Raw genomic sequence first — 16907 nt, 5'->3', positions numbered from 1 at the left:
GTTCGTCAGAATCCCTTGAGCGCCGAGTTGGCGATCGACGGCACGCTGATTCCATGGCTCGTCGCGAACTGCACGGCCTGCGAAAGCGTCGACGCGAGCGACTGCAACTGCCCGGGCGCGGACTGCGCGATATACGACGCGGCCTGCGCCGTCTGCGGATTGAGGCCCGACTGCAACAGCGACGTCGGGTTCATCTGCCCGACGCTGCCGAGGCTCGACTGCAGGCTCGAATACTGGCTCACGCCTTTGCCGAGCGATTCGAGTCCGCTCGAGAACGCCTGCTTGTCGATCGAGCCCGACGGCGACGCACCGCCGCCGTTCGCGAAGGCCTGCGTCAGTTGCTGCGACAGCGACTGCTGCGTGCTGCCGACCTGTGTCAACTGACTGACCGACGGCGTGCCGCCGCTCAACAGGCCCGCGGCCTGCTGCGCCTGCCCTGCGGCGCCCGACATGCCCATCGCCGAAGCGAGGCTCGACTGGCCGGCCAGCACCTGCTGGTTCGCACCCACGTAGTTCTGCAGCAATTGCGACACGCCGCCCGCCGACGCGGCGCCCGTTGCGGCGTTGCCCGACGAACCGTCGCCGCCGCCAATACCGAACTGCTTGAGATTGAGTTGCGCGTACGAGGCACTGCTTGCCAGTGCGGTTGCGGCTGCGCCTGCGATTACCACCGCGGAAAAAATGCGTCGGTTCATGCTGCTCCTCCTCATCGGATTGCTGCGCGCATCGAATGGCCGCGCGTTGCTCAGGTCGACTTCATTGTCGGCTTCGACACCGGGCGGCAGTGCGCGTTCGGCGAGCTTTTTTTGTGCCCGGCGAGCGCACGATGAGAAAGCCGGAGATGGCCCCCGGAAGCGCAAAGGCGCGCGGCATGTCACCGCGCGCCTTGAGCAAGATACCGGCCAGCAGTGCAGATTACTGCGGCAGCACTTTGCCTTTGGTCTCCGGCGCGAACGGAATAATGAAGAGACCGACGACGAATGCAATCGCCGTCAGCGCGACCGGAACACCGAGCGTATGCATGTTGAGTACCGCGGCGCCGAGCAGGAAGTTCACGCCCGCGCCGACGAAACGGCCAATCGACGTGCAGAACGCGAAGGCCGTCGCCCGTACGCGCGTTTCGAACTGCTCGGGCAGCCAGAGGCTGAACAGCGCGAAGTTGCCGCCAAAAAAGCCCAGCACGAACAGAATCGCGATAAACGGCGCGAGTCCGTTCGGCAGATAGAACGCCCAGCCGAAGCTCAGCGCGATGGTCACCGCCATGCCCGCGAAATACACGGCGAGCGTCAACTTGCGGCCGATGCGCTCGGCCATCGGCGGCAGCACGAGGCAGCCGAGTATCGTGCCGATCGACAGCAGACCGGTCGCTTGCGAGGCCATCTTCGTCGCGGCGATCTTGTCCATGCCGGAGCGCGTCGCGAGCTGGATGACCGCCGACGGCTCATAGACTGCGCCGGCCCACAAACCGATGATCGCGATGGTCAGCAACGCGCAGGCGACCCACGTGCGGCGCCGGTACGCAGGAGAGAAGATCTCGCGCATCGGTTTCGTTTGCACCGCTTTCGACTCGGCCTTCTGCCACTTCTCCGATTCCTTCACGCGCGTGAGGATCAGGATCGCGATGAACACCGGCACCGCGCCCGTCAGGAACATCGCGCGCCAGCCGAAGTGCACGCCGATCGTGTAATTGAGCGCGGCGGCAAGAAAGAAGCCTGCGTAATAGCCGGTCTGCAGATAGCCGGCGCCCATCTTGCGGCGGTCCTCGGGCCACGCTTCGGCCACATACGTGCCCGCGAGCGCCCATTCGCCGCCGATGCCGACTCCCGCGATAAAGCGGTAGATGGCCAGCTCCCACACGTTATGCGCGGTGGCCGACAGACCCGTGAAGATCGCGAACGTAAAGATCGTGGCGGCCAGCACCTTGGTGCGGCCGAAGCGGTCCGCAATCGGCCCCCAGATGAACGACAGCCCCCAGCCGACGAGGAACAACGCAAACAGGATCGAGCCGGCAAGGCCGACGTTTGCGGGCGTCGCGGCGTAGCCCGAGCGCGGCAGCAGTTCGGTGAGCGCCGGCGTCAGAACCAGCGCGTAGATGAACGAGTCCATGCCGTCGAGCGTCCAGCCCGCCCATGCGCCCCAGAAGCCGGCGATCTGCGAGCGGTTGAGCGGCGTCTTGCGTGGACGCGCGGCAACGGCGCGGTCGGAATCGGTTACTGAATCCATCAGTCATGCTCCTCCAGATACTGCGGTTTCAATGTGCGAAATGCGTGCGGTTGAAATGCGCGGTGGTATTGCGCAAGCTGAAACGAGAGTGCAGCACGCGCGCCAGGCCCCTTGGTTTTCTCCGCCGGAACGTTTTTTCAAAAAGCCACGCCCGCCTTACTGCGGCGGGCGTTTCGCGGGTTTTTCCGGCTGGAAAACTTGCATTTTTATATATAATATATGCCATCATGAACACCGCAACCAATGGTTTTCCCCTGGAGGACGCGCCCGCCGCGCCGTTCCTGCCCACCGCCGGCGCGCCCCGCTCGAGCGCGTCGCGCATGATCGCGGACGCGCTGCGCGCTGCCATCGTCGAAGGCACGCTCGCGCCCGGCGCTCCGCTGCGGCAGGACGCGATCGCGCGTCACTTTTCGGTTAGCGCGATTCCGGTGCGCGAGGCGCTGCGCCAGCTCGAAAGCGAAGGCTGGGCGAAAGTCGAGGTGCATAAAGGCGCGACGGTCGCGCCGCTGTCCGCGAACGAAGCGCGCGAGATCTATGAGATTCGCTCCGCGCTCGAAAGCCTCGCGCTCGGCCTTGCCATTGCGCGGCACACGGCCGCTTCGCTGCGCGAAGTGACCAGGTTGTGCAAAGCTGCGGAGCGTGAACCCGATCCGTCGCTCTACGTGGCGCGCAACGAGGCGTTTCATATGAGTCTTTATGCGCCCGCCGGGCGTCCGCAGCTCTGCGAGATGATTGCGAATCTGCACCGCCGCGGCGAACGCTATCTGCGGCTCAAGTTCGGTTTTCCCGAGTACAAGGGCGAATCGGATCACGAACACGTCGAATTGCTCGACGCGGTGCAGCGCCGCGATGTCGCGGCTGCGCAATCGCTTGTCGCCGCCCACCTGATCGGCACCGGGGAGCTGATCTACCGTTTTCTGACCGACCGCGCAAAGACCGAAGAAACGGCACACAAGCGCAAGCCGCGCGCGAAACGCGCGCGCGTTTCAACCTCTCCATCCGTGAGTACCCCTGCCGATGAACCAGCGACTCGAACCCAACCGTCTGATCGCGACGACGGCTAGCGCGAACGCGGCGCCTGCCCGCTCGTGGACCACGCGGCGAGACGAGAAGGCCCGCCGTCTTGCGCAAATCGCTCCGTGGCTCGAAGAAGACGGCGTGCTGCCCACCACGCGTATCGTCGATGCGTTGCAGGCCCTGATTCGCCCGGGCGACCGTGTCGTGCTCGAAGGCGACAACCAGAAGCAGGCGGACTTCCTGTCGCGCTCGTTCGCGAAGATCGATCCCGCCGAAGTGCACGACGTGCATCTGCTGATCTCGAGCATCAGCCGGCCCGAGCATCTGACGCTGTTCGAAAAGGGCATCGCGCATAAGGTCGATTTCGCGTTCGCGGGACCGCAAAGCCTGCGTGTGGCGCAATTGCTCGAAGACGGCAAGCTCGAAATCGGTGCGATTCACACGTACGTCGAGCTGTATGCACGGATGTTCGTCGACCTGTCGCCGCAGGTCGCGCTGCTGTGCGCCGAGCAGGCCGACCGGCACGGCAATCTGTACACCGGCGCGAATACCGAAGACACGCCGACCATCGCCGAAGCCGCCGCATTCCGGCATGGCATCGTGATCGTGCAGGTCAACGAGATCGTCGACAAACTGCCGCGCGTCGATATCCCGGCTTCATGGGTCGACGTCGTCGTGCAAGCGGACCGGCCGTTCGCGGTCGAGCCGCTTTTCACGCGCGATCCGCGCCATATCGGCGACTTGCAGGTGCTCACTGCGATGATGGTGATCCGCGGCATCTACGAGCCGTACAACGTGACGTCGCTGAATCACGGCATCGGCTTCGATACCGCGGCGATCGAACTGCTGCTGCCCACGTACGGCGAATCGCTCGGCCTGCGCGGCAAGATCTGCCGCCACTGGACGCTCAATCCGCACCCGACGATGATTCCGGCGATCGAATCGGGCTGGGTCGACAGCGTGCACTGCTTCGGCAGCGAAGTCGGCATGGAAGCGTATATCGAAGCGCGGCCCGATGTGTTCTTCACCGGCAGCGACGGCACGCTGCGCTCGAACCGCGTGCTGTGCCAGCTGGCCGGGCAATACGCGGTCGACCTCTTTATCGGCTCGACGCTGCAGATCGACGCCGACGCCAATTCGTCGACCGTCACGCGCGGACGTCTGGCCGGCTTCGGCGGCGCGCCGAACATGGGTCACGATCCGCGCGGCCGGCGTCATGCGAGCGATGCGTGGCTCAAGCTGCTCAAGGGCGATGCACCGGTTGCCCGCGGCCAGAAGCTCGTCGTGCAAACGGCCGAGACGTACAAGAAAGGCGGCGAGCCGACTTTCGTCGACGAGCTCGACGCGATCGCCGTCGGCAAGAAGAGCGGCATGCCGATCGCGCCCGTGATGATTTACGGCGACGACGTGAGTCATGTCGTCACCGAAGAAGGCATTGCGCATCTGCACAAGGCCGAGGGCATCGACGAACGGCGTGCGGCCATTGCCGCCGTGGCCGGCGTCACGCCGATCGGCTTGCGCGCGAAGCCCGAGAAAACCGCCGAGTTGCGCCGGCGCGGCATCGTCGCTTATCCCGAAGATCTCGGTATCCGGCGCGGCGATGCGAAACGCTCGCTGCTGGCGGCGCGCAGCATCGACGATCTCGTCACGTGGTCGGGCGGCCTGTACGCGCCGCCGGCACGCTTCAGAAGCTGGTGACGCGATGACTGCGACTGCGGCACTGAGAGCGGCGGTAGCGGGCGCTTCGTCCACCTGCGCGAAGCGCGGCGGCGGCAACGCGTGCGCCGCGGCGCACAGCGTGCTGTCCGATGCGCAGCTGGCGCGGCTGGCCGTCGAATCGCTGATCGAGGAAGCGGAGCTGACGCCGAAGCCCGCGCTCGTCGACGGGCGCGGCAGCGGCGCGCATCGCGATCTCGATCTGCCGACGATGCGCCGTTCGGCGCGTGCGCTCGAAGCGACCTTCGAAGCACTCGCGCGCGCTTCGCGGCAACGCACGCCGTCGGCGACGCTGCGCGCCGAGCTCGCACAGATCGGCCGCAGCGGCGAACAGACGATGATGCGCGCGACGGGCGGCAGCAACGCGCATCGCGGCGCGATCTGGATTATCGGATTGATGATCGCGGGCGCGGCGATCAGCGGCGTGGCGGCGCGGACCGTCGTGCGCGCCGCGGGTGCGGCGTCCGACGCCGCCGCAGTCTGCTCGTTCGGCGCGCAGATTGCCTGCTTCCCCGATCGCTTTGCCGCGCCCGCCGACAGCAACGGCGAACGCGTGCGCGTGCGCTATCAGGTCGGCGGTGCGCGCCGCGAAGCACAGGACGGCTTTCCGCATGCGCTCGACGTCGGTTTGCCGGCGCTCTTCCGGGCACGCGCACAGGGCATCGACGAGACATCGGCGCGCGTCGACGCACTGCTCGCCATCATGGCCTCGCTCGACGACACCTGCCTGTTGCATCGCGCCGGCCTGACCGGCCTGCGGGCCGGCCAGCAGGGTGCCCGCCGCGTGCTGGCGGCCGGCGGCAGCTCGACTGACGGCGGGCGCGCCGCACTCGCCGCACTCGATCGCGCGCTTGTCGCGCTGAACGCCTCTCCGGGTGGCGCGGCCGATCTGCTCGCCGCGACACTCTTTCTCGACAAACTGTCTCGTCAAGACTTCACCGGGAGTACCGCCTCATGGAACACCTGACGTTCGAGTATCCGGCGCAACGCGCCCTCACGGCCCGCGCGCATGTCGGCGTGGTCGGGTCCGGCGACCTCGAAGTGCTGCTGTCGCCCGCTGCCTCGATGACGGCGACCGTCGACGTGCGCACGAGCGTCGACGGGTATAGCCATATCTGGAAAAGCGTGCTCGATCGCTTCTTCCAGCGCTACGACGGCGCGGCGCATATCGAGATCAACGATTTCGGCGCGACGCCGGGCGTGGTTGCGTTGAGGCTGGCGGAAGCGATCGAAGCAATCGATGCCGGCGCGGCGAATGGTGGCGCCCAAGGTAGTACTTCGGGTGCTCGGGGAGGTGCGTGATGAATACTGCCGCGCTTCAGGCTGCGCCGGTCCTTGCGGACAGCTTTATCGAATTGCCCGCGCGCGAACGCGTGCGCGCCCTGCTCGACCCCGGCACGTTCCGCGAGCTGCTCGGTCCGTTCGACCGCATCGAATCGCCGTGGCTGCCGCTGCAAGGCATCGTCTGCCAGGCCGATGATGGCGCCGTGATCGCGCGCGGCACGATCGACGGCGAGCCCGCCGTGGTTGCCGCGCTCGAATCGGCGTTTCAGGGCGGCAGCATCGGCGAGGTGTCGGGCAGCAAACTCGCCGCCGCGCTCGAACTCGCGCTGCGCGACTGCGAACGCGGCCGGATCGTGCGCCCGGTCGTGCTGTTCGAAACGGGCGGCGTGCGGCTGCAGGAGGCCAACCTCGGGCTCGCGGTGATCGCCGAGATGCAGGCCGCGATCGTCGCCCTGCGCCGGTACGTGCCGGTGGTCGGCGTGATCGCGGGCATGGTCGGCTGCTTCGGCGGCATGTCGCTGGCCGCGGCGCTGTGCTCGCACCTCGTCGTCACGAAACAGGGGCGGCTCGGCATGAACGGGCCTGAAGTGATCGAGCAGGAAGCCGGTATCGAAGAGCTCGATTCGAGCGACAAACGCCGCATCTGGCAACTGATCGGCGGCGAGCAACGTGCGGCGACGGGGCTCGCGGACAGCCTCGTCGAAGACGATGTCGTCGCGGTGCGCAGCGCCGTGTTGGACGCCTTTGCACGCGGCCTGCCCGCCGCACATCGCAGCGAGCAGGTCGACACGTACCTCGCGCGGCTCGCCGCGATCGATCCGCAAACCGTGACGCCCGAAACGATGCGCGCGGTGTTCGGCGCCGAAGCATCTCATCCAGCCCATGCGTCGACTGCGACGCGCAAGGAGTGACCGTGACCGATACCCAACTGACACGCGGCGCGCGCTGGTTCCACGCGCTGGCCGGCGAACCGGCGACGAAAGCACCGGTTTGGAGCGGCGACGCGATGCTCGGCGACGAACTCGCACGTTTCGTCTCGGTCGTGCCGGATCCCGACAATCGCTTTCCACGCGCCGTCGACAACGTGGTCGGACTCGAACAGGGATGGCTGCTCGCGCGTGCGGTGCGCGATGCGATTGCGCAAGACGCGAATACCGCGAACAAGCGGCCGATTGTCGCGATCGTCGATGTGAAAAGCCAGGCGTATGGCTATCGTGAAGAGATGCTCGGCGTGCATCTCGCGTGCGCGGCTGGCGTCGATGCTTATGCGACCGCGCGCGACGCGGGGCATCCGGTGATCGCGCTGATCGTCGGGCCGGCGATGTCGGGCGCGTTTCTCGCGCACGGCTATCAGGCGAACCGGATTCTCGCACTCGATGCGCCCGGCACGCTCGTCCATGCGATGGGCAAGGAAGCCGCGGCGCGCGTGACGCGCCGTACCGTCGATGAGCTCGACAAGCTTGGCGAAACGATCGTGCCGATGTCGTATTCGATCGCGTCGTTTGCCAGGTTGGGGCTGCTCGATACGCTGATCGGCGACATCGATGCGGATGCGCCGAGCGGCGCGCATATCGAACGCGTGCGCGGCATTCTTGCGGATTCGATACGCGACGCACGTGCGGACAAGACGCGCGGGTTGTCGCATCGTCTCGAGTCCGCGGCCGCGCATAAGACGCGCGCCGCGTCGATTGAAGTGCGGCGGCGGCTCGCTGCCCAGTGGGATGCGGCGTGATGATGGTGGTTGCGCTGCCGCCCGGCGATGGCCGCAACTGCGGTCATGCGCGCTGGCAGCCGCACGACATATTGCGGCTGCATCGCGTCCCGCTGCATGGTAGCGAGCCTGTATGGGTTCGCGAGGCGTTGCTGCGGGCGCCGTTCGCGGTCGTGCGACGTGCGCCGTCGGCGCCGGGTTCCGTCGCGGTCGGCATACGCGGCGCGAGCCGGGCGCAACGGTACGGTACGTGGGTCGAAGACGGCGATGTCGAGTTTGCAGTGCCGCCGGAAGCACTCGTCACGCAAGAACCTGTGCCGGGGCGCGAACCGCTGCCCGCATTTTTCATGCTGGCCGAACTCCGTCGTGCGCCTCGCTCGCTCGGACAGTATGTCTGGGGGCCGGCCGGCAGCGCCGGCTTCGAGCTCGCGACCGGCGTGCCCACGGTCAATGGATCAAGCGACCTCGATCTGCTTGTTCGCGCGCCTGAACGACTCGACCGCGCCGCGGCCGGTCAGTTGCTTGCCGAACTGCTCGTGCTCGCGCAGCGGCTCGGCGTGCGGGTGGATGCGCAGCTCGACACGCCGGCCGGCGGTGTCGCACTGGCCGAGCTTGCTGCGGGAAAGTCGTCTGTGATGGTGCGCGCGAATGCTGGCGCGTCGCTGCTGAGCGATCCGTGGGCCGCGGCGAGCGGCGCCGCGACGGCAGGCTCGTCGTCGGCAAGCAAGGCATCGAGGTCGCAGCAGCTTTCCATCTTTCCATCGACGTGCGATGACGGGGCCGCGATACGATGACGCTCGCCCTCCTCTTTCCCGGACAAGGCGCGCAGACTGAAGGCTTTCTGCATCAGCTTCCCGTCCACCCCGCGAGCGACGCGACCCTCGCCGAAGCGTCAGATGTGCTCGGCTTCGATGTGTTGACGCTCGATAATCGCGCCGCCCTCCAATCGACCGTTGCCGTGCAAATCGGTATGGTCGTGGCCGGAGTGGCGATCACGCGTGCGCTGGCTGTGGAACGGTTGACAGCCGACTTCAGCGCAGGGCTGTCGGTCGGCGCCTATGCCGCGGCAGTCTGTTGCGGCGCACTCGAATTCGCCGATGCGGTACGTCTCGTTCGCAAGCGCGCCGAACTGATGGAAAGCGCCTACCCGGCCGGTTATGGACTCGCGGCCATCGCGGGACTGACCGAGCACGAGATCGAGACGCTCGCTGCACAAGTCACGCGTGACGGGCAACCGCGCGTGTTCGTCGGCAATGTGAACGCACCGCGGCAAATCGTCGTCGCGGGCGCGAACGACGCGCTCGACGCGTTCATCGATACCGCGCTTGCCGCCGGCGCGCGCAAGGCCACGCGACTGGCGGTCAGCGTGCCGTCGCATTGCGAACTGCTCGGCGCCGCCGCCGACGAACTTGCCGACTACGCGCGCAATATCCCGTTCCATGCACCGCAAAGCGTCTATATCGGCAATCGCGGTGGCCGACCGTTGCATACCGCCGATGCGATTCGCGACGACCTCGTGACCAACATGCGCCATACCGTGCGGTGGTTCGATGCGCTGACGGCGATGGTCGAAATGGGCGCACGCGTATTACTCGAAGCGCCGCCGGGCCAGGTATTGACCGACATCGCGCGCGAACACTTTCCCGATACGGTGGCGCTTCCTGCGAGCACGCTCGCGTTCGATCGACTGGTGGCGACGGTCAGGCGCCGCATCGACGCTGGCGGCTAGCTAGTCAACAAACATTTCCTGCAGCCCCGCTAGCGTCGACGCTAGCGCCTGATCGGAAATGGCCCCCGCTTTCCTGATCAATCGATCTTTATCGACCGTGCAGATCTGATCGAGCAGAATCAGCCCCCGTTTGCGCGCAAACGTAAGGCCGACGCGGAACGGCGCCGCCTTGCTGCCGGTGGTCATCGGCGCGACGATGACCGTGTTCAGGTGTTCATTCAGTTCCGGCGGCGACACGACCACGCAGGGCCGCATCTTCTGAATCTCGCTGCCGGCGGTCGGATCCAGCGCAACTAGCCAGACCTCGCCGCGCTCTACCATATGAACCCCTCGTCGCCCGCATTCGGGAATTCGCCCAGCACGAGACGATCGCCTCCGCCCGCGGTAACGGATCGGCTTGCTTCGGCCCAGCCCTCGCGCGCCTTTTTCTGCGGCCGACGCAGCACGAGCGCGTTCCCTTCCACTTGCATATCCACTTCGTCCTCCAGTCCCAGCTGGGCCAAAATCGGTTTCGGAATGAGCACACCATGCGAGTTACCCATCTTGCGGATCGTCGTTTTCATGGCCTTGCCTCGACTAAAAATGTTAAGTGGGCCGGAGTAAAAAGTAAGCACAAAGTTACTACAACATAGCATTTCCAAACGACATAGGGCGAATTTCATGGTGTCGCATGGTCGCCGACGACGGCGTCCTATTGATTGCTGCGCATCTTTATGCGCATAAATTTTATATTTCGAACATGTTATAGACGCCCGATACTTCAACGGCCAGCCGACGCGCCGCGCGGCATCACATACCGAAACGTCAGATTGATCCGCTCGCCATGAACCCGTGGCTCCTTCGGGATGCGATGACGCCACTCCGTCTGCGTGCGGCCGCGCATCACGAGCAGACTGCCGCTATTCAATCCGAACGACTGCACCGCGCCAGTCCGGTTGTGTCGCAGGTCGAACCTGCGCGTGGCGCCAAGGCTCACCGATGCGATCACCGGCTCGTCGCCAAGTTCGGGTTCCCGATCCGCATGCCAGCCCATGCTGTCTGTGCCGGTCCGGTAACGATTCAGCAAAACGCTGTTGAAGCGCGCGCCGCAAGCCGTTTCGGCCGCGGCTTTCAGTTCGCCGACCGCTGCAGTCCACGCGTCCGGCACGTTGCGGATACCTGAATAAACGTAGACGGCGTCGGGCTCGCCCTGCCACGCGGTCAGGCGCGGCAGCGGCACGCGGCCTGCGGGTGTCCCCATCGTGTCCTGCCGCCACGCGACTTCGTCGATGATGCGCTCGAGCATCGAGGTCGCCGTCGCCGGCGCGAGCCAATCGGGAAACCACGTCACATCGGGCGCAGGCAGTTCGTCGAACAGGTCGTGCATGTCAAAAGCCGCGAATGCGGCGCGGATAATATCGAGATACGGGTAAGTATGAACCCTCGTCCGCGAGGGCGTCGCCGGACGGACCCGTACGTGGAACCAGCGCGATAGCGTTTCCGGCAAAGCCGTCGAGCACTGTCTTTTACCCCTCCTACCTCTCGTCAAATCTGCCGGTAGAATGACTGGCCGGCGTTCCCATATATGACGTTGCTTCGCGACAGACCCTGTCGTTTTGGCACCGACGCATCACGCTACCCTCTACCATGCGCCTATCATCGTTTTTCGTTCGCCTTGTCTCCATCGGCATTCTGTTTCACCTCTACGTAGGTTTCCGGATCATTCCGGACCTGCCGATCGGTTCGATCGGGCGAGCGCTTTGTGTGCTTTGGCTCGTGCTGTCATGCCTACTGATTCCGGCCGGCATGCTGGCGCGGCGTTTCGAACAGCAGTCGGTCGGCGACCGCTTCGCGTGGGTCGGCCTGCTAGCGATGGGCTTTTTCTCGTCGCTGCTCGTGCTCACATTCGCACGCGACATCGTCCTCGCGTCGCTATTGACGGTAGACGCGCTGTGGCCCAACACGGTGTCGATTGCACACTGGCGGCAAAATAGCGCGGCCGCAGTGCCGATTCTTGCGCTGATCTCCACGGCTATCGGCTTTGTCAACGCGCGGCGTCGCGCGCGCGTCGTGACGATCGAAGTGCCGATCGACGATTTGCCGCGCGCGCTCGAGGGCTTCACCATCGTGCAGATCAGCGATATTCACGTCGGACCGACCATCAAGCACAACTACGTCGATGCGATCGTCGACGCGGTAAACCGGCTCGAACCAGACCTGATTGCCGTAACCGGCGATGTGGTCGACGGCTCCGTCGCACAGTTGTCGGCTCATACGCAGCCGTTGTCGAAACTCACCGCGCGCCATGGCGCGTACCTCGTCACGGGCAACCACGAATACTATTCGGGCGCCGATGCATGGATTGCGGAATTCGAACGGCTCGGGTTGCGCGTGCTGCTCAACGAGCACGTGGTGCTGAACCACGACGGTGCGCAAGCGGTGATCGCGGGTGTAACCGACTACTCGGCGGGGCACTACGACCCTGCGCATAACAGCGATCCGGCGGCCGCGCTTCGAGGCGCCCCCGGCGACGTGCTGATCAGGGTGCTGCTCGCGCATCAACCGCGCACGGCGGAGGCGGCGGCCGACGCGGGATTCACGCTGCAACTGTCGGGCCATACTCATGGCGGACAGTTCTTCCCGTGGAACTTCTTCGTCCGCTTGCAGCAGCCGTTTACGGCGGGACTTGCTCGGCTGAATGGCTTGTGGGTCTACACGAGCCGCGGAACCGGCTATTGGGGGCCGCCGAAACGACTGGGCGCCCCGTCCGAAATTACGCGACTCAAGCTGGTAAGCGCAGGCCTTTAAGAAGCGCGGCGGCGGTCACGATATAACCGCTGCCACGCCGCATGTGTTGAGATCGACCCGCTGAATTCTACCCACTGACTTCGGGCGATGACGTCGCCGGGACGAGGTCGATCTATTGAGCCGCCGATACCGACACATTCGCGGTCGGGGCGTAGACGACTTCCACATGCGTACCGGCTGGCAGATGCGCGATCTGCGCCGCGTTGCTCGCCTGAATGTGAAACACTGCGCCCTTGGGTCCACGCAGCGCGAGCACACCCGTTTTCTGATCGACCGACACGATTTCCGCCGCGACGTTGTTATGTGCCATCGGATCGGCGTTTGCCGCGCCTTGGCCAGTCATGTTCGCCGACGGGTGGGACGCCGGCGTGACGACCGCATCACGAACCATCCGCACACGCACCTTGTCCCCTGCCTTGAGCTCCGCGAGCTTCGTTGTATCGGGGTTGACGTTGAAAGTTGCCTGACCGCTTGCTGCATCTTTGACAGTGACGGTATGTGCGACACGATCCACCGCCTGCACGGTCCCTTCGGCCTGAAGCACACTGACTCCCGCGATGGCTGCGCTCGACGCAGCCGATGCGGCAGGCTGTGCCGCCTGTAGGCTTAACGGTGCCAGAGCGATGATGGCTCCGGCGATTGCAGCAGCGATGGTTGGCTTCTGGTTCATGCGATCCTCAGTTGTTGATCAACAGCGACTCGCACAGCAGTTTGTTTTTCGAGATGAATCCTGTCAACGTTTGGAATCCGAATTAACCTGGGAAATATCAAATAGTTTCGATCGCAGATGCAGGAGCCGACACGTAGTCTTGAGTCTTGATGACGAGTGCTCGAGAGCTGACGCTTCGATGAACTTTAGCCGGCTGTAAACGCATCAACCCCGCTTTTGAGGGCGGGGTTGGTGTTTTCAACTGAGGGGGAGCCTGACGATTACCTACTTTCACACGGGCAATCCGCACTATCATCGGCGTGGAGTCGTTTCACGGTCCTGTTCGGGATGGGAAGGGGTGGGACCGACTCGCTATGGTCATCAGGCATGACGGGTTGTCCTGCTGCGCGCGGGCAGCCGGACCAATCGGGAAGAAGCGTGGTGTAGCAGGGGGGTGGGTTGTGTTGTCTGGCACAACGCGGCTCACTCGACCGTGTGTCTGCGCTGCCCCCTGACGGGGGTGGGGTCCTGGTAGATGCTGGAGCATTAACCATGACCGCAAAACACACCGGTTATAGGATCAAGCCTTACGGGCAATTAGTATCAGTTAGCTTAACGCATTACTGCGCTTCCACACCTGACCTATCAACGTCCTGGTCTTGAACGACCCTTCAAGGGGCTCGAAGCCCCGGGGATATCTCATCTCAAGGCGAGTTTCCCGCTTAGATGCTTTCAGCGGTTATCTCTTCCGAACATAGCTACCCGGCGATGCGACTGGCGTCACAACCGGTACACCAGAGGTTCGTCCACTCCGGTCCTCTCGTACTAGGAGCAGGTCCCTTCAAATATCCAGCGCCCACGGCAGATAGGGACCAAACTGTCTCACGACGTTTTAAACCCAGCTCACGTACCTCTTTAAATGGCGAACAGCCATACCCTTGGGACCGGCTACAGCCCCAGGATGAGATGAGCCGACATCGAGGTGCCAAACACCGCCGTCGATATGAACTCTTGGGCGGTATCAGCCTGTTATCCCCAGAGTACCTTTTATCCGTTGAGCGATGGCCCTTCCATACAGAACCACCGGATCACTATGACCTGCTTTCGCACCTGTTCGACTTGTCAGTCTCACAGTCAAGCACGCTTATGCCATTGCACTATCAGCACGATTTCCGACCGTACCTAGCGTACCTTCGTACTCCTCCGTTACACTTTGGGAGGAGACCGCCCCAGTCAAACTGCCTGCCATGCACTGTCCCCGAACCCGCTTCAGGGTCCAAGGTTAGAACCTCAAACAGATCAGGGTGGTATTTCAAGGACGGCTCCACTGAAACTGGCGTTCCAGCTTCGTAGCCTCCCACCTATCCTACACAGACCGGTTCAAAGTCCAATGCAAAGCTGCAGTAAAGGTTCATGGGGTCTTTCCGTCTAGCCGCGGGGAGATTGCATCATCACAAACACTTCAACTTCGCTGAGTCCCGGGAGGAGACAGTGTGGCCATCGTTACGCCATTCGTGCAGGTCGGAACTTACCCGACAAGGAATTTCGCTACCTTAGGACCGTTATAGTTACGGCCGCCGTTTACCGGGACTTCAATCAGGAGCTTGCACCCCATCATTTAATCTTCCGGCACCGGGCAGGCGTCACACCCTATACGTCCACTTTCGTGTTTGCAGAGTGCTGTGTTTTTATTAAACAGTCGCAGCCACCAGTTTATTGCAACCCCTTCACCCTCTGCGCGCAGGCGCATCAAGCTACAAGGGCGTACCTTATCCCGAAGTTACGGTACCAGTTTGCCGAGTTCCTTCTCCCGGGTTCTCTCAAGCGCCTTAGAATACTCATCTCGCCCACCTGTGTCGGTTTGCGGTACGGTCAATGTGAAACTGAAGCTTAGAGGCTTTTCCTGGAACCCCTTCCAGTTGCTTCGCTCCCGAAGGAGCTCGCGCCACGCCCTTGAATTACGTGCCCGGATTTGCCAGAGCACCTTCTCCAACGCAGCGACCGGGACTTCCAACACCCGGACAACCTTCCGCGATCCGTCCCCCCATCGCATTTCACACTGGTGCAGGAATATTGACCTGCTTCCCATCAGCTACGCATTTCTGCCTCGCCTTAGGGGCCGACTCACCCTACGCCGATGAACGTTGCGTAGGAAACCTTGGGCTTACGGCGAGGGGGCCTTTCACCCCCTTTATCGCTACTCATGTCAGCATTCGCACTTCCGATACCTCCAGCACACTTTCCAGTGCACCTTCGCAGGCTTACGGAACGCTCTCCTACCATGCGCGCTTGCGCGCGCATCCGCAGCTTCGGTATATGGCTTAGCCCCGTTACATCTTCCGCGCAGGACGACTCGATCAGTGAGCTATTACGCTTTCTTTAAAGGGTGGCTGCTTCTAAGCCAACCTCCTGACTGTTTTAGCCTTCCCACTTCGTTTCCCACTTAGCCATATTTGGGGACCTTAGCTGGCGGTCTGGGTTGTTTCCCTCTTGACACCGGACGTTAGCACCCGATGTCTGTCTCCCGTGATTGCACTCTTCGGTATTCGGAGTTTGCTATGGCGAAGTAATCCGCAATGGACCCTTCAACCATGACAGTGCTCTACCCCCGAAGGTGAGACACGAGGCACTACCTAAATAGTTTTCGGAGAGAACCAGCTATTTCCAGATTTGTTTAGCCTTTCACCCCTATCCACAGCTCATCCCCTAGTTTTTCAACACTAGTGGGTTCGGACCTCCAGCACGTGTTACCGTGCCTTCATCCTGGCCATGGATAGATCATCTGGTTTCGGGTCTACACCCAGCGACTGATTCGCCCTGTTCGGACTCGCTTTCGCTACGCCTGCCCTAATCGGTTAAGCTCGCCACTGAATGTAAGTCGCTGACCCATTATACAAAAGGTACGCCGTCACCCGTTTCCAGGCTCCGACTGTTTGTATGCATGCGGTTTCAGGATCTGTTTCACTCCCCTCCCGGGGTTCTTTTCGCCTTTCCCTCACGGTACTGGTTCACTATCGGTCGATCACGAGTATTTAGCCTTGGAGGATGGTCCCCCCATCTTCAGACAGGATTTCACGTGTCCCGCCCTACTTGTCGTACACCTAGTTCTTCCACACTGCTTTCGCCTACGGGGCTATCACCCGCTATGGCCGCACTTTCCAGAGCGTTCGGCTAACAGTACAGATAAAGAGTACAGGCTGCTCCCATTTCGCTCGCCACTACTCTGGGAATCTCGGTTGATTTCTGTTCCTGCGGCTACTTAGATGTTTCAGTTCGCCGCGTTCGCTTCACATGGCCTATGTATTCAGCCACGGATACTCCATTCGGAGTGGGTTTCCCCATTCGGACATCTTCGGATCAATGCTCGTTTGCCAGCTCCCCGAAGCTTTTCGCAGGCTACCGCGTCCTTCATCGCCTGTGATCGCCAAGGCATCCACCACATGCACTTGTTCGCTTGACCCTATAACGGGTGTGTCTCCACGGACTTGCGTCCCTTCGACCACACGCACTACAGGCTGAGTTTTAGCGTGTCGCTGCCCGTTAGTGCTTTAGCACTTACAGGCAGCCCACACACTTGCGTGTTGTGCCGTATTCCAAGCGCCCTCTCATCGAGGACCCTAAAAAATACTTCGATACAATCACAACCCTGACCAATCTACTCACGCCCATCTCACAGACGCTTTCATTGATCTCTACTACTGCTTCTTCCTGATTGTTAAAGAACGACAGCCGATATGCCTTACCGCTTCATACCAGAGCTGACTGGCGCAATTGCCAATGCGTAATACCCG

The 16907-nt window shown here is 62.9% G+C and carries 15 protein-coding genes and 2 rRNA genes; 9 read left to right on the top strand and 8 right to left on the bottom strand.

Going from position 1 to position 16907, the window contains the following annotated elements:
• Positions 1-5 precede the first annotated feature (5 nt).
• A complete protein-coding gene (locus tag BTO02_RS27835; RefSeq protein WP_075160319.1) occupies positions 6-695 on the bottom strand; it encodes a hypothetical protein in 690 nt (229 codons plus the stop codon).
• A 220-nt stretch (positions 696-915) separates the two neighbouring features.
• Entirely contained in the window at positions 916-2223 is a 1308-nt protein-coding gene (locus BTO02_RS27830; RefSeq protein ID WP_075160318.1) for an MFS transporter, read from the bottom strand.
• A 227-nt stretch (positions 2224-2450) separates the two neighbouring features.
• Between BTO02_RS27830 and BTO02_RS27825 the strand changes: the two genes are divergently transcribed.
• From BTO02_RS27825 to mdcH, 8 genes are read left to right on the top strand one after another with little or no spacing between them, the layout of a single operon-like run.
• Positions 2451-3287: a GntR family transcriptional regulator gene (locus BTO02_RS27825; protein ID WP_083615414.1), complete on the top strand. Its 837-nt coding sequence runs from the start codon at positions 2451-2453 to the stop codon at positions 3285-3287.
• On the top strand, positions 3241-4938 hold the full coding sequence (mdcA, locus tag BTO02_RS27820; RefSeq protein ID WP_075160317.1) for a malonate decarboxylase subunit alpha: 1698 nt from the start codon (positions 3241-3243) through the stop codon (positions 4936-4938). The genes BTO02_RS27825 and mdcA overlap by 47 nt, the downstream gene beginning before the upstream one ends.
• Before the next feature lie 4 nt (positions 4939-4942).
• Positions 4943-5923 (top strand): triphosphoribosyl-dephospho-CoA synthase, encoded by a 981-nt coding sequence (locus BTO02_RS27815; protein ID WP_075160316.1) that lies wholly within the window; start codon positions 4943-4945, stop codon positions 5921-5923.
• Positions 5911-6258 (top strand): malonate decarboxylase subunit delta, encoded by a 348-nt coding sequence (locus BTO02_RS27810; RefSeq protein WP_075160315.1) that lies wholly within the window; start codon positions 5911-5913, stop codon positions 6256-6258. Before BTO02_RS27815 ends, BTO02_RS27810 begins: the two co-directional genes overlap by 13 nt.
• Positions 6258-7151: a biotin-independent malonate decarboxylase subunit beta gene (locus BTO02_RS27805; protein WP_075160314.1), complete on the top strand. Its 894-nt coding sequence runs from the start codon at positions 6258-6260 to the stop codon at positions 7149-7151. The genes BTO02_RS27810 and BTO02_RS27805 overlap by 1 nt, the downstream gene beginning before the upstream one ends.
• 2 nt (positions 7152-7153) lie before the next feature.
• Positions 7154-7972, top strand: a complete 819-nt coding sequence (gene mdcE, locus BTO02_RS27800; protein WP_075161450.1) for a biotin-independent malonate decarboxylase subunit gamma — start codon at positions 7154-7156, stop codon at positions 7970-7972.
• Complete coding sequence (locus BTO02_RS27795) at positions 7972-8745, top strand: malonate decarboxylase holo-ACP synthase (RefSeq protein WP_083615533.1); 774 nt, start codon at positions 7972-7974, stop codon at positions 8743-8745. Before mdcE ends, BTO02_RS27795 begins: the two co-directional genes overlap by 1 nt.
• A complete protein-coding gene (gene mdcH, locus BTO02_RS27790; RefSeq protein WP_075160312.1) occupies positions 8742-9680 on the top strand; it encodes a malonate decarboxylase subunit epsilon in 939 nt (312 codons plus the stop codon). Before BTO02_RS27795 ends, mdcH begins: the two co-directional genes overlap by 4 nt.
• Here the strand turns inward: mdcH and BTO02_RS27785 are convergent, their stop codons facing one another.
• The 3 genes from BTO02_RS27785 to BTO02_RS27775 form a co-directional block, all read right to left on the bottom strand.
• The gene (locus BTO02_RS27785; protein WP_075160311.1) at positions 9681-10001 is read right to left on the bottom strand and encodes a type II toxin-antitoxin system PemK/MazF family toxin; all 321 of its coding nucleotides are present in this window, start codon (positions 9999-10001) and stop codon (positions 9681-9683) included.
• Complete coding sequence (locus BTO02_RS27780; protein ID WP_075160310.1) at positions 9995-10243, bottom strand: AbrB/MazE/SpoVT family DNA-binding domain-containing protein; 249 nt, start codon at positions 10241-10243, stop codon at positions 9995-9997. The genes BTO02_RS27785 and BTO02_RS27780 overlap by 7 nt, the downstream gene beginning before the upstream one ends.
• Positions 10244-10440: 197 nt before the next feature.
• Positions 10441-11046, bottom strand: a complete 606-nt coding sequence (locus BTO02_RS27775; protein ID WP_075160309.1) for an alpha-ketoglutarate-dependent dioxygenase AlkB family protein — start codon at positions 11044-11046, stop codon at positions 10441-10443.
• A 260-nt stretch (positions 11047-11306) separates the two neighbouring features.
• Here BTO02_RS27775 and BTO02_RS27770 point away from each other — a divergent pair, with 260 nt between their 5' ends.
• Positions 11307-12467, top strand: coding sequence for a metallophosphoesterase (locus BTO02_RS27770; RefSeq protein WP_075160308.1), 1161 nt, complete (start codon positions 11307-11309; stop codon positions 12465-12467).
• Positions 12468-12579: 112 nt separating this feature from the next.
• On the opposite strand, the gene BTO02_RS27765 is transcribed toward BTO02_RS27770, so the two are convergent.
• From BTO02_RS27765 to BTO02_RS27755, 3 genes are all read right to left on the bottom strand, one after another.
• Positions 12580-13137, bottom strand: coding sequence for a hypothetical protein (locus tag BTO02_RS27765; RefSeq protein ID WP_075160307.1), 558 nt, complete (start codon positions 13135-13137; stop codon positions 12580-12582).
• A gap of 251 nt (positions 13138-13388) precedes the next feature.
• Positions 13389-13502 (bottom strand): 5S ribosomal RNA (rrf, locus tag BTO02_RS27760).
• Between the two features lie 190 nt (positions 13503-13692).
• A 23S ribosomal RNA gene (locus BTO02_RS27755) occupies positions 13693-16576 on the bottom strand.
• Between the last annotated feature and the right edge of the window lie 331 nt (positions 16577-16907).

The organism is Paraburkholderia sp. SOS3 (assembly GCF_001922345.1).
Classification (GTDB): Bacteria; Pseudomonadota; Gammaproteobacteria; order Burkholderiales; family Burkholderiaceae; genus Paraburkholderia.
Note: the sequence above shows the minus strand (reverse complement) of the source record. Positions and strands in the feature narration are given on the sequence as shown.

Bases quoted from the DNA above. Each gene is read 5' to 3' on its own strand.
- BTO02_RS27825 (WP_083615414.1), top strand. From the start codon at position 2,451: ATGAACACCGCAACCAATGGTTTTCCCCTGGAGGACGCGCCCGCCGCG.
- BTO02_RS27780 (WP_075160310.1), bottom strand. From the start codon at position 10,243: ATGAAAACGACGATCCGCAAGATGGGTAACTCGCATGGTGTGCTCATT.
- BTO02_RS27785 (WP_075160311.1), bottom strand. From the start codon at position 10,001: ATGGTAGAGCGCGGCGAGGTCTGGCTAGTTGCGCTGGATCCGACCGCC.
- BTO02_RS27815 (WP_075160316.1), top strand. From the start codon at position 4,943: ATGACTGCGACTGCGGCACTGAGAGCGGCGGTAGCGGGCGCTTCGTCC.
- BTO02_RS27795 (WP_083615533.1), top strand. From the start codon at position 7,972: ATGATGGTGGTTGCGCTGCCGCCCGGCGATGGCCGCAACTGCGGTCAT.
- mdcH (WP_075160312.1), top strand. From the start codon at position 8,742: ATGACGCTCGCCCTCCTCTTTCCCGGACAAGGCGCGCAGACTGAAGGC.
- BTO02_RS27765 (WP_075160307.1), bottom strand. From the start codon at position 13,137: ATGAACCAGAAGCCAACCATCGCTGCTGCAATCGCCGGAGCCATCATC.
- BTO02_RS27810 (WP_075160315.1), top strand. From the start codon at position 5,911: ATGGAACACCTGACGTTCGAGTATCCGGCGCAACGCGCCCTCACGGCC.
- BTO02_RS27830 (WP_075160318.1), bottom strand. From the start codon at position 2,223: ATGGATTCAGTAACCGATTCCGACCGCGCCGTTGCCGCGCGTCCACGC.
- BTO02_RS27805 (WP_075160314.1), top strand. From the start codon at position 6,258: ATGAATACTGCCGCGCTTCAGGCTGCGCCGGTCCTTGCGGACAGCTTT.
- mdcA (WP_075160317.1), top strand. From the start codon at position 3,241: ATGAACCAGCGACTCGAACCCAACCGTCTGATCGCGACGACGGCTAGC.
- BTO02_RS27770 (WP_075160308.1), top strand. From the start codon at position 11,307: ATGCGCCTATCATCGTTTTTCGTTCGCCTTGTCTCCATCGGCATTCTG.
- BTO02_RS27835 (WP_075160319.1), bottom strand. From the start codon at position 695: ATGAACCGACGCATTTTTTCCGCGGTGGTAATCGCAGGCGCAGCCGCA.
- BTO02_RS27775 (WP_075160309.1), bottom strand. From the start codon at position 11,046: ATGCACGACCTGTTCGACGAACTGCCTGCGCCCGATGTGACGTGGTTT.